We start from the raw sequence: 12,506 nt of genomic DNA, 5'->3' as shown, positions 1-12,506 counted from the left end.
GTTACTTGGCGGGCAGCGGCGATGCGGTCTGCGTCGCCGCCGCCAGTGTACGGTACTCATCGGTACCCGCGGCGCCTGTCAGCGCGATCTGGGCGGGCCCGGTCGGACCGGCCAGCCGCGTCGTCCACACCGGTTCGGCGGGCTCGCCATCACCGTCGCCGCCCTCGTAGACCACCCACGTCACGCCGTCGACGTCCTGCACCCCGGTCGGCACCACGTCGGAATTGATCGAGCCGACCAGCTTGGCTTCGTCGGCGTTGCTCTGCGTCAGGCTCAGGTACATCCCGCTCGGCGCCAGAAACCCGACCGTGGAGCTGACCGCGCGCGCCGGCTGGCCCGACGCGGGATCGGTACGCCCGCCGTCGATGCCCTTCCGGCTACCGGAGTTGGACTGCCAGCCCTCGGGCAGTTCGGGCATTCGGATGGGAATCTTCAGCGCATCGGCGTCGGCCTGCAGCGCGGCGCGGGCGTCGTAGGACGGCGCGGGCCCCTGCCCCGGCCCGGCCGCCTGAAACGAGCACATGCCCAGCAGACCGGCCAGAACGATGCAGGCCAGCACCAGCGGCGCCATCGACCAGAACATGTCGCGGCCGTCCTGCAGCAGCCGCGACTTGGCGGGCCTGGGGTGCGGCGCCGGTTGGGCGGCGACCGCGGTGCGGGGTTCGGGCTGTTCTTCCATTGCCGCCAGTATCCCAGCTCCCACAGGCCGACCGGCTAATGGGACAATCTGCGCATGAGTCCGGCCCGCGGGGAAGCCCCCGATCGAAATCTCGCCCTCGAACTCGTCCGAGTCACCGAAGCCGGTGCGATGGCCGCCGGCCGCTGGGTAGGCCGCGGCGACAAGGAGGGTGGCGACGGTGCCGCCGTGGACGCCATGCGCGAACTGGTCAACTCGGTGTCGATGCGCGGGGTCGTGGTGATCGGCGAGGGTGAGAAGGACAACGCGCCGATGCTCTACAACGGCGAGGAGGTCGGCAACGGCGACGGGCCGGAGTGCGACTTCGCCGTCGACCCGATCGACGGCACCACGCTGATGAGCAAGGGCCTGTCCAACGCGATCTCGGTGCTCGCGGTGTCCGAACGCGGCACCATGTTCGACCCGTCGGCGGTGTTCTACATGAGCAAGATCGCCGTCGGCCCGGAGGCTGTCGACGCGATCGACATCACCGCGCCGATCGGGGAGAACATCCGCAAGGTGGCCAAGGCCAAGAACGTCTCGGTCTCCGACCTGACCGTCTGCATCCTCGACCGGCCGCGCCATCAGCAACTGATCGCCGACGTGCGCGAAGCCGGCGCGAGGTGCCGCCTGATCACCGACGGCGATGTCGCGGGGGCGATCTCGGCGTGCCGCCCGAACACCAGCACCGACATGCTGGCCGGCATCGGCGGCACACCGGAAGGAATCATCGCCGCGGCCGCCATCCGCTGCATGGGCGGCGAGATCCAGGGACAGTTGGCGCCCAGGGACGACGAGGAGCGTCAGAAGGCTCTAGACCGCGGCCACGACCTGGATCGCGTGCTTACCACCGAGGACCTGGTCTCCGGCGACAACGTGTTCTTCTGCGCGACCGGTGTCACCGACGGCGACCTGCTCAAGGGCGTTCACTTCTACAGCGGTGGCTGCACCACCCAGTCGATCGTGATGCGGTCGAAGTCGGGCACCGTGCGGATGATCGAGGCGTACCACCGGTTGTCCAAGCTCAGCGAATACTCTGCGATCGACTTCACCGGCGACAGCAACGCCGTCTACCCGCTGCCGTAACACCCAGACACGAAGGGACCACATGAGCATCGACTCGTCTCAGGACGTCGAGTACCGCATCGAGCACGACACCATGGGCGAGGTCCGGGTGCCGGCCAATGCGCTGTGGCGCGCGCAGACGCAGCGCGCCGTGGAGAACTTCCCGATCTCCGGCCGCGGTCTCGAGCGCACCCAGATCCGGGCTCTCGGGCTGCTGAAGGGCGCCTGTGCACAGGTGAACAAGGACCTCGGCCTGCTGGCAGCCGACAAGGCCGACGCGATCATCGCCGCGGCCGGTGAGATCGCCGACGGCAGGCACGACGACCAGTTCCCCATCGACGTCTTCCAGACCGGTTCGGGCACCAGCTCGAACATGAACACCAACGAGGTGATCGCGGGCATCGCGGCGCGCAACGGCGTGACCGTGCATCCCAACGACGACGTGAACATGTCGCAGTCGTCGAACGACACCTTCCCCACCGCGACACACATCGCCGCGACGGAAGCCGCTGTGCGCCATCTGATCCCGGCGCTCGAGGTGCTGCACGAGTCGCTGGATGCCAAGGCCCGGCAGTGGCGCACCGTCGTCAAGTCCGGTCGCACGCATCTGATGGATGCCGTCCCGGTGACGCTGGGCCAGGAGTTCAGCGGCTACGCGCGCCAGATCGAGGCGGGCATAGAGAGGGTGCGGGCCACGCTGCCGCGGCTGGGTGAACTGGCCATCGGCGGCACCGCGGTCGGCACCGGGCTGAACGCGCCAGACGATTTCGACGAGCGCGTCGTCGCCGTGCTCAGCGAGCAGACCGGGCTGGCCGAATTGCGGGTCGCAGCCAATCATTTCGAGGCGCAGGCCGCCCGCGACGGGCTGGTGGAAGCGTCCGGCGCGCTGCGCACAATCGCCGTGTCGCTGACTAAGATCGCCAATGACATCCGGTGGATGGGCTCGGGACCGCTGACCGGGCTCGGCGAGATCCAGCTGCCGGATCTGCAACCGGGCAGCTCGATCATGCCCGGCAAGGTGAATCCGGTGATTCCCGAGGCGGTCACGCAGGTGGCCGCGCAGGTGATCGGCAATGACGCCGCGATCGCGTTCGGAGGCGCGTCCGGCGCTTTCGAACTCAACGTCTACATCCCGATGATGGCTCGCAACATCCTCGAGTCGTTCAAGATCCTGACCAACTCCTCGAAGCTGTTCGCCGAACGCTGCATCGACGGCCTGGTGGCCAACGAGGACCGGTTGCGCGAGCTGGCGGAGTCGTCGCCCTCGATCGTGACGCCGCTGAACTCGACCATCGGTTACGAGGAGGCCGCAGCGGTCGCCAAGCAGGCGCTCAAGGAGAAGAAGACCATCCGCCAGACCGTCATCGACCGAGGGTTGATCGGCGAAAAGTTGTCCGAGGAAGAACTGGACAAGCGTCTCGACGTCTTGGCGATGGCCAAGGTGAAAGACGACGACCGCTAGGGCGTCCACCCGGCGTCATGGGTGAACCCCGACACCAACGGGTATGCCGAGGGACGTCGTGATCGGCCAGTCGACACATCTGCGCGCCGTCGCCGCCTTCCTGGAGTCGGTGGAGGCCGGCCCGTCGGCGCTGCTGATCGAGGGTGAGGCCGGCATCGGCAAGACCACGTTGTGGTCAGCTGCCATCGAGCAGGCGCGGCAGCGCGGTTTCCGGGTCCTCTCGACGCGAGCGACGGCCGCCGAATCAGTGCTCGCCTACACCGCTCTGGCGGACCTGCTCGACGACGCAGACGCCGCTGCCTGGGCCGACTTGCCGACCCCTCAACGCCTCGCGCTCGATCAGGTGCTGCTGCGGGCGGACAACGATGCGGTGACCGACCAGCGGGCGGTGGCCGCGGCGTTCCTGTCGGTGCTCGAGCGACTCGCCGAGGAGCGGCCCGTCCTGATGGCCATCGACGACCTGCAGTGGCTCGACCCGTCGAGCGTGCACGTGCTCGCTTTCGCGGCGCGCCGGCTCACCGGGCGCACGGGACTGCTGGCCAGTATCCGGACTGACCCCGGCGATGGCGCGGGCACCGCCTGGCTGCAGCTGCCGCGGCCCGAGGCGGTCCATCGAATCAGGTTGAGCCCGTTGAGTGTTCAAGACCTCCATGCCGCCGTCTCGACGCGGCTGCGACGGCCGTTCTCCCGCCCCACGGTCGGGCGGATTCACCAGGTATCGGGCGGAAACCCGTTCTACGCAATCGAATTGGCCCGCTCGATCGATGAACGCTCTTCGGGTATCGGTCCGTCGCTGCCCCAAACGTTGACCGATGTGGTACGTGCCCGGCTGGCCGGTCTCGACGCCGATGTGCACGACGCGTTGCTCGCCGCCGCGTGCCTGGCAATGCCCACGGTGGAACTGGTGTCGGAAGCGACGACGGGCGACGACGACCGGCTCGTCGATCTGTTGGAGATCGCCGAGAGCAAGGGCATCGTCGCGATCGACGGCAACCGGATCCGGTTTGCCCATCCACTGCTGGCGACGGGCGTCTACACCCAGGCCTCACCCGGTCGGCGCCGGTCGATGCACCGCCGCCTCGCCGAGATCGTCGAGGAGCCTGAGCTGCGGGCCCGGCATCTGGCGCTGGCCGCCACCCGCGGCGACGAGATCACGTTGCGGGCGCTGGACGCGGCGGCGGATTCGGCCCGGGTGCGCGGAGCGCCCGCGGCGGCGGCTGAACTGATGGACCTGGCGATAGGACTCGGCGGCGACACCCCCCAACGGCGGCTGCGCTCGGCGCTGCACCACTTCGACGCCGGGAATTCCGAACGGGCGGCTGCGGTCCTCGAAGAGGCGATCGAGCACCTGCCGTCAGGCGCGCTGCGTGCGGAGGCGTTGAGCCGCCTGGCCGTCGTGCGGCTCTACGGGGAGGGCTTCATCGAAGGCACGCGCCTGCTGTGCGACGCGCTCGACGAAGACCACGACAACCGCGCGCTGCGGGTACAGACGTTGATCACGTTGGCCTACACGCTGTTTCACGGCAACGACTTGAAGAAGGGCGTTGCAACCGCGGAGGAGGCGGTCGCGTGCGCCGAGCGTGTCGACAACCCGCACTTGCTCGGCATGGCGCTCGGGATGCTGGCCATGATGCGGTTCGCCGCGGGCGAGGGCTACGACGACGAGTTGCTCCGGCGGGCATTGGAGCTGGAGGACCCGGAGGCGTATACGCCGCTGGTGTTCCGGCCCACCGTGCAGCACGCGCTGTTGCTGGAATGGACCGGCCGGCTCGACGAGGCGCGCGAGGAGCTGGACAAGATCCGCGCCCGCTGCCTGGAGAAGGGCGAAGAAGGCGAGCACGTGTTCGTCTCGCAGCATGTGGTGACGAATGCGATCTGGCGGGGCGACTTCGTCTGGGCCAACCTGGTCGCCGAGGATGCGCTGGAGAAGGCGCGGCAGATCGGTGGCAACACCCCGCAGTTCCTCACCCAAAGCCTGCGCGCACAGCTGACCGCGTTCGCAGGCCAGGAGGACGCCGCGCGCCAAGCGATCGACGACGCCCTCGAATGTGCCAGGCGCACCGGGGCATTCCGGCTGGCGGAGCGCGTGCTGGCCGCCCTGGGCTTCCTCGAGGTGTCGCTGGGCAACCACCAGGCCGCGGTGGCCGCGCTGCAGCCGATGCTGGCCCAGTTCGATCCGGAGCAGACTCCGACCGAACTGCCCAATGCCTCCTTTCTGCCCGACGCCGTCGAGGCGCTTGTCCAACTGGGCCGCCTCGCCGAGGCCGAGCCGCTCATCGCAGCGCTGGAGAACAACGGCCGCCGGCTCCACCGCCAGTGGATGCTCGCGGTGGGCGCACGGTCGCGCGCCATGCTGTTGGCCGCCCGCGGCGATCTCGACGGCGCCCATGACGCGGCGGGGCAGGCGATGACCGCACACGAGGATCTGCCGATGCCCTTCGAGCGCGGGCGGACGCTGCTGACCCTGGGCCGGCTCGAGCGTCGCCAGCGCAAGAAGGAGTCGGCGTCGGCGCACCTGCAGGAAGCAGTGGACATATTCGAGCGCCTGAACATCCCGCTGTGGGCGGCCCGAGCCCGCGCCGAGCTTCCCCTCGCGAGCGGGGGGCGACACGGCACCGCCGAGTTGACGCCGTCCGAGCGGCGGGTCGCCGAACTCGCCGCATCGGGGATGAAGAACCGCGACGTCGCGGCCGCGCTGTTCATCAGCCCCAAGACCGTCGAAGCCAACCTCGCCCGCATCTACCGCAAACTCGGCATCAGGTCGCGGGCGGAGCTGGGCCGGCACCTCGGCAGGCCGCACGCGCCCGAAACATCGACCGGGGCATAGGGAAATTCCCTATTCCCCTGTGGCGGCGAAAGATTTACCGTCAAATGGCTGCCCCGTCACCCGATCGACAGGAGGACCGGTGCGTCTCGACGAAGCTTCCGCGACCCTGACCGACAAGAACACCGCTCTCGTCACGACGGCCACCAGCCAGCCCGCTCTGCGCACCGGGTTCGCGGTGCTGGGCCTGGTGTCGCTGCTCGACCTGCCGCGTGGCGACCGCGCCGATCGGGTGGTGGCGCTGGGCGGGGCGGCGGCCGCCGGCTGGTACCTGGCCCGCAGCAGCCGCCACCGCCAGGGACTCGGGCGCGCTACCGATCGCTGAACGACTGGTAGCGCAACACCATCACGGCAGCGCGCCGGGGCTGATCTCCTCCAGCATCTCGGTCACCAGCGCGGCGATCGGCGAGCGTTCGCTGCGCAGCAGCGTGATGTGGGCGAACAGCGGATGGCCCTTGAGCTTTTCGATCACCGCCGCGACGCCGTCGTGCCGGCCGACGCGCAGATTGTCGCGCTGGGCGACGTCGTGGGTGAGCACGACGCGCGACCCGGCGCCCAGTCGCGACAGCACGGTCAGCAACACGTTGCGCTCCAGCGACTGGGCCTCGTCGACGATCACGAACGAGTCGTGCAACGACCGGCCCCGGATGTGCGTCAGCGGCAAGACCTCGAGCATGCCGCGCGCCAGCACCTCCTCGAGCACCGCGGGGCTGGCCAACCCCTCGAGCGTGTCGAAGACCGCCTGCGCCCACGGGCCCATCTTCTCGCTCTCACTGCCGGGCAGGTAGCCGAGGTCCTGCCCGCCGACCGCGTACAGCGGACGGAACACCACGACCTTGCGCTGGGTGCGACGCTCCAGCACGGCCTCCAGCCCTGCGCACAGCGCCAGCGCGGATTTGCCGGTACCCGCCTTGCCGCCGAGCGAGACGATGCCGACGGACTCGTCGAGCAGCAGGTCCAACGCCACGCGCTGTTCGGCGGAGCGGCCACGCAGCCCGAACGCCTCCCGGTCTCCGCGCACCAACTGCACCCGCTTCTCCGGCGTCACCCGGCCCAGCGCGTGCGAGGTGCCGCCGAGCAATCGAATTCCGGTGTGGCAGGGTAGGTTTCGAGCGGCCTCCAGATCTGTCTCGCCATCGGCGAACAAGGCATCGATGTCGTCGGTGCCGACCTCCACCTCGGCCATTCCCGTCCAGCCGGACGTGATGACGTCCTGGGCGTGGTATTCGTCGGCCGTCAAACCGACCGCACCGGCCTTCACCCGTAGCGGGATGTCCTTGCTCACCAACGTGACATGTTTACCTTCGGCCGCGAGGTTGGCCGCGACGGTCAGGATCCGCGCATCGTTGCTTTCGGTGCGAAACCCCGCAGGTAGCACCGTCGGATCGCTGTGGTTGAGCTCTACGTGGAGTGAACCGCCTTGTGCACCAACAGGAATCGGCTGATCGAGCCGGCCGTATTCGAGCCGCAGATCGTCGAACATCCGCAGTGCCTGACGCGCGAACCAGCCGAGCTCATGATGGTGACGCTTGGCTTCGAGTTCGCTGATCACCACCAGCGGAACCACGACCTCATGCTCGGCAAAGCGCGTGCAGGCCCAGGGATCTGACAGCAGCACCGAGGTGTCGAGCACATAGGTCCGAACGGCCGATTCAGTCACGTGGCGCTCCTCGCGTCTCACTGGCTTCATGCGGCCCCGCACGAACCTTCGGCGGACACTGCGGCACTGAGACCGGGGCCGGTCCCTTCGTGATCGAAACGATCGGTACCGCCCGGACAGCAAAGCAAGTCGCTAGCCATCAACAAGCGACGCTACTCCCGTTGCGGCACACGCGCCGTGCAGGCGCGCCGTAGTGTTCGCCGCTGCTCGCGGGTGCGATGACCGGCCGGTTACGCGGAGGCGAACTCTCGCAGCTTCGGCTCCTCGGCGAGACCCCAGGCGGCGATCCGGTCGGCGGTCACCTGGCGCAACTGCTCGGGACCGAAGATGCCGGCCTCGGCGACGCGCTGCAGCTTGTCTGCATAGGCGTCGATGTCGCCGCCGACGACATCGAGTTCGGCGGCGCGATTGGCGATCGCGGCGACGGTCTCGTCGCGGTTCGTGGTCAGCAGATGGGCGACGAGGTTGGCGAAGAACTCCTCATGCCGTTCCTCGTCCTTGGCGATGCGCCCGATGAGGCGCTTGAGCACCGGTTCGGTGATCTTGGCCTCGAGGTTTCGGCAGAAGACGGCGTGGGCCCGTTCGAAAAACGCCATGAACACCAGCCGCTCGACCTGGCTGTAGGTGTCGGCGCGGTAACCCTTCATCACGTGCTCGACACGCACGTCCTCGTTGGCGGCCGGGTCGATCTCGCGGGTCACGACGAGGTAGTTGCGCAGCGCAATAGCGTGCAGGTGCTCCTCGGCGGTCCACCGGCCGATCCAGCGGCCCCACTTCTCCTCGAGGATGAAGCTGAACACGAACTCGCGGTGAAAGCTCGCGAGGTTGTCCTTGGTGATGAGCAGGATCTCCAGCGCATCGGTGACGTCTTTGGGCAGCGTCACCTGTGACGGGTCCCAGTCCTTACCGCCGAGAAACGCGAAGTTCTCGCCCTGGTCGAACGGTACGTAGTCGTGCGCGTACCAGAGATCCTCGGAGTCGATGTGACGACGCAGCTCCTGCTGCACGACCGGCTCGAGTTCGAGGATCAGCGCATTCGGTACAGGTTTCTGTGCCATAAAAGTAACTGTAACCCGAGTTCACACATTCTCTAAAATCGGCTCGCCACCTTACAGCTGCAACCCCGGGTACAGCGGGTTGGCGGCCAGCAGCTCGGCCGACGCGGCGTGCACACGCTCGGCGGTGCCGTCGGCGAGGGTGTATTTGGCCTTGCTGGTGCCCTGGGGCTCAGTGTTCGACAGCACGTCGACGATCAGCTCGGCCACCCGGTCGAAATCGTCCGCGCCGAACCCGCGCGTGGTCAGCGCCGGCGTGCCCAGCCGGATGCCGCTGGTGTACCAGGCGCCGTTCGGATCCGCGGGCACGGAGTTCCGGTTGGTGACGATGCCCGCGTCGAGCAGCGCGGACTCGGCCTGCCGGCCGGTCAGGCCGAACGAGGTGACGTCGAGCAGCACGAGGTGGTTGTCGGTGCCGCCGGTGACCAGTCCCGCGTCGCGTTTGAGGAAGCCGTCGGCCAGTGCCTGCGCGTTGTCGGCGACGCGCTGCGCATACGCCTGGAACGCGGGCTGGCGGGCCTCGGCAAGCGCGACGGCCTTGGCCGCCATCACGTGCGACAGCGGTCCGCCCAGCACCATCGGGCACCCCTTGTCGACGGCGTCGGAGAACTCCGGCTGGGCCAGCACCATCCCGCCGCGCGGCCCGCGCAGCGACTTGTGGGTGGTCGTGGTGGTGACGTGCGCGTGCGGCACCGGATCCTCGTCGCCGGTGAAGACCTTGCCCGCGACCAGGCCCGCGAAGTGCGCCATGTCGACCATCAACGTCGCGCCCACCTCGTCGGCGATCTCGCGCATCTTGGCGAAGTTGACGCGCCGCGGGTAGGCCGAGTACCCCGCCACGATGATCAGCGGCTTGAACTCGCGGGCGGCTTCGGCCACCGCGGTGTAGTCGAGAAAACCGGTGCCCGGATCGGTGCCGTAGCTGCGCTGGTGGAACATCTTGCCGGAGATGTTCGGCCGGAAGCCGTGGGTGAGGTGGCCGCCGGCGTCCAGTGACATTCCCAACAACCGCTGGTTGCCGAGCTTGTTGCGCAACGTCTCCCAGTCCTTTTCGGACAGCTCGTTGACGTGCTTGGCGCCGAGTTCGGCGAGGCTGGGTGCTTCGACACGAGTCGCGAGGATCGCCCAGAACGCAACGAGGTTGGCGTCGATACCGGAGTGCGGTTGCACGTATGCGTACGGGGCTGAAAACAGTTCGCGGGCGTGTTCGGCGGCGAGACTCTCGACGGTGTCGACGTTCTGGCAGCCCGCATAGAACCGGTGCCCGATGGTGCCCTCTGCGTACTTGTCGGAGAACCAGGTGCCCATGGTCAGCAACACCGCCGGCGAGGCGTAGTTCTCGCTGGCGATCAGTTTGAGCGAATCCCGTTGATCGGCAAGCTCTTTGCGTGTCGCCGCCGCGATACGCGGCTCAACGGATTCGATGACCTGCAGCGCGGCCCGGTAGGCGGCACTCGCGGTCTCGGCGTACTCCGCGCCGGGAGCGGCAGCGTGTGAGGTCACGGGGTCTGCAGTCATGGGGCTAGCCTACTTTCCGCTGCTCCGGCGGCCCGCCTCAGGCAGCCCGCAGTGCCGACGGGATCAGCGGCTCATCGAGCAGCGTCCCGAACCGTTGGGTCAAGCTGACGTCGTCGGGCCGGGCGTCCAGCCAACTCCGCAGCAGCCGGTAGCCCTCGACGTAGGTGCTGGTGTAGGCGCGCCACAACGGCGAGGACAAGAACCGCAACATCTGGCGGGCGCGCTCGTCGTTGACCAACAGCCACCGCTTGAGGAACTCGACGACCTCGTCGACGTCGCGGTGCTCGTCGTGCAGCATCAGCGCGGCGTCCTGCCGCACCTCTGCGAGCGCGGACGCCGCCTCCGACACCGCCTGAGCGCGCTCCCCGTCGAACCGCAGCCCCAGGTCGGCGTAGATCTCGCCGGCCCATACGCCCCAGTCCGGGCCGATCGCCGCGTAGAGCGCGAGGTCGGCCAGGCCCTCGGCCATCAGGCACTGTGGGGTGTTGACCAGGAAGATCGTCTGCTCCGCCTGGCCCCTGACCTCGACCAGACCGGCCTCCTTACGGCAGTGCTCGGTGTGGTGGCCGGGATAGGACTCGTGAGCGACCAGCCGCGGCAGGTTCGACATCTGCTGTCTGAGGTCGGCATTGACAGCCACAGTCGACTTGTAGTCCCCGTGGTAGTAGTTGAAGCCCGACCACGGCTTGTCGGTGACGACCTCATAGGTGACGGTCTCGGCGTCGGGCAGCGGATACTCGGCGCGCACGCGGTCGCGCAGCGCGCTGGAGAACGCGTGAATGCACTCCTCGAGACGGGCGGGCGGGATCTCTTCGCCCGCCCGGTAGGCCTGCATCCGGTCGGCGAGCGAACCGGTCCCGCCCAGCACCTCGTCGAGTCGGCGATGGGCCTGCCGGTATTGCTCGGGATCGCCCTTGCTGATGCGCACATCGAAGTACGCCTGCACCTCGTCGACGAAGCCGACATCCTCGCCGGCGAACTTGCGGCCGGCGCAGGCGAGAGCGCGCAGATGGGCGCCGACGTAGTCGGCCCGCTGCTGGTCGAGGCCCGCGGGCAGCTCCGCCAGCAGCCGCTCGGCCTGCCGGGCCAAGTCGGCGGGATCGGGCGGCGGCTCGGCGGCCACTGCGCGCCGCAGCGCCGGATCGCCGGTGAACGAGTCGACGTAGCCCTCCTGCACCCGGTCGAAGCGCAAACCGAGCAGCAGATACTCGCGGACCGGCGAAACTGAGGTGCTGGCGATCATGGCCTCAACGGTAAATGCAAGACTGAGCGCATGGCGCGGCTGAGTGAACCCAGCCCATATGTGGAGTTCGACCGGAGTCAGTGGCGAAATCTACGTATGTCGACTCCGCTGAAGCTCAGTGAAGACGAGCTGCAGAAGCTGCGCGGCATCGGCGAAAAGATCGACCTGCTGGAAGTCGAGGAGGTTTATCTGCCGCTGGCCCGGCTGATTCACCTCCAGGTCGCCGCGCGCCAACGGTTGTTCGCCACGACCGCCGAATTCCTCGGTGAGCCTCAGCAGAATCCGGACCGGCCGGTGCCGTTCGTCATCGGCGTCGCGGGCAGCGTCGCCGTCGGCAAATCCACGACCGCCCGTGTGCTGCAGGCACTTCTGGCCCGTTGGGAACACCATCCGCGGGTCGATCTGGTCACCACCGACGGGTTCCTCTATCCGAATTCCGAGTTGGTGCGCCGGAACCTCATGGGCCGCAAAGGTTTTCCCGAGAGCTACGACCGTCGTGCGCTGATGCGGTTCGTCACGACGGTCAAGTCAGGTTCCGAATACGCGTGTGCGCCGGTGTATTCGCATCTGCTCTACGACATCGTGCCGGGGGAAAAACAGATCGTCCGTCATCCCGACATCCTGATCCTCGAGGGCCTCAACGTGTTACAGACTGGGCCGACGCTGATGGTGTCTGACCTGTTCGACTTCTCGGTCTATGTCGATGCTCGCATCGACGACATCGAACAGTGGTACATCGACCGGTTTCTGGGTCTGCGGTCGACATCGTTCGCCGATCCCGCTTCCCACTTTCACCACTACGCCACGCTCACCGACGAGCAGGCGGTGTTCGCCGCCCGCGACATCTGGCATTCCATCAACCGGCCGAATCTGATCGAGAACATCCTGCCGACCCGCCCGCGCGCGACATTGGTGTTGCGCAAGGACGCCGACCACTCGATCAACCGGTTGCGGCTGCGCAAGTTGTGACCGCAAGGCCCGTCCAGCAGATCCGAACGGGCCC

General features: G+C 67.9%; 10 protein-coding genes. 5 read left to right on the top strand and 5 right to left on the bottom strand.

Features of this window, described 5'->3' with window-relative positions; all coding sequences use genetic code 11:
• Window position 1: 1 nt before the first annotated feature.
• A complete protein-coding gene (locus tag AU188_RS08625; RefSeq protein ID WP_059163320.1) occupies window positions 2-679 on the bottom strand; it encodes a DUF4245 domain-containing protein in 678 nt (225 codons plus the stop codon).
• Between the two features lie 54 nt (window positions 680-733).
• Here AU188_RS08625 and glpX point away from each other — a divergent pair, with 54 nt between their 5' ends.
• The 4 genes from glpX to AU188_RS08605 all read left to right on the top strand — a co-directional run bounded on the left by glpX (window position 734) and on the right by AU188_RS08605 (window position 6,352).
• Window positions 734-1,762: a class II fructose-bisphosphatase gene (gene glpX, locus AU188_RS08620; RefSeq protein ID WP_059097963.1), complete on the top strand. Its 1,029-nt coding sequence runs from the start codon at window positions 734-736 to the stop codon at window positions 1,760-1,762.
• A gap of 22 nt (window positions 1,763-1,784) precedes the next feature.
• Window positions 1,785-3,203, top strand: coding sequence for a class II fumarate hydratase (locus tag AU188_RS08615; protein ID WP_059163319.1), 1,419 nt, complete (start codon window positions 1,785-1,787; stop codon window positions 3,201-3,203).
• 43 nt (window positions 3,204-3,246) lie between these two features.
• Window positions 3,247-6,030: a helix-turn-helix transcriptional regulator gene (locus AU188_RS08610; protein ID WP_059163318.1), complete on the top strand. Its 2,784-nt coding sequence runs from the start codon at window positions 3,247-3,249 to the stop codon at window positions 6,028-6,030.
• 79 nt (window positions 6,031-6,109) lie between these two features.
• Entirely contained in the window at window positions 6,110-6,352 is a 243-nt protein-coding gene (locus AU188_RS08605) for a hypothetical protein (RefSeq protein ID WP_059163317.1), read from the top strand.
• Between the two features lie 21 nt (window positions 6,353-6,373).
• Here AU188_RS08605 and phoH2 read toward each other — a convergent pair whose 3' ends face one another.
• The 4 genes from phoH2 to AU188_RS08585 form a co-directional block, all read right to left on the bottom strand.
• Entirely contained in the window at window positions 6,374-7,717 is a 1,344-nt protein-coding gene (phoH2, locus tag AU188_RS08600; RefSeq protein WP_172799439.1) for an RNA 5'-3' helicase PhoH2, read from the bottom strand.
• Window positions 7,718-7,917: 200 nt separating this feature from the next.
• Window positions 7,918-8,745 (bottom strand): acyl-ACP desaturase, encoded by an 828-nt coding sequence (locus AU188_RS08595; RefSeq protein WP_059163316.1) that lies wholly within the window; start codon window positions 8,743-8,745, stop codon window positions 7,918-7,920.
• Between the two features lie 51 nt (window positions 8,746-8,796).
• Window positions 8,797-10,260, bottom strand: a complete 1,464-nt coding sequence (locus AU188_RS08590; RefSeq protein WP_059163315.1) for a glycine hydroxymethyltransferase — start codon at window positions 10,258-10,260, stop codon at window positions 8,797-8,799.
• Window positions 10,261-10,297: 37 nt separating this feature from the next.
• Entirely contained in the window at window positions 10,298-11,503 is a 1,206-nt protein-coding gene (locus AU188_RS08585; RefSeq protein WP_059163314.1) for a hypothetical protein, read from the bottom strand.
• A gap of 30 nt (window positions 11,504-11,533) precedes the next feature.
• Here AU188_RS08585 and coaA point away from each other — a divergent pair, with 30 nt between their 5' ends.
• Window positions 11,534-12,472 (top strand): type I pantothenate kinase, encoded by a 939-nt coding sequence (coaA, locus tag AU188_RS08580; RefSeq protein WP_059163313.1) that lies wholly within the window; start codon window positions 11,534-11,536, stop codon window positions 12,470-12,472.
• The last annotated feature ends 34 nt before the right edge of the window (window positions 12,473-12,506 follow it).

The sequence above is a fragment of the Mycobacterium sp. IS-3022 genome, assembly GCF_001500065.1.
Classification (GTDB): Bacteria; Actinomycetota; Actinomycetes; order Mycobacteriales; family Mycobacteriaceae; genus Mycobacterium.
The sequence above is the reverse complement of the archived record's forward strand: the minus strand, read 5'-3'. Positions and strand labels throughout refer to the sequence as shown.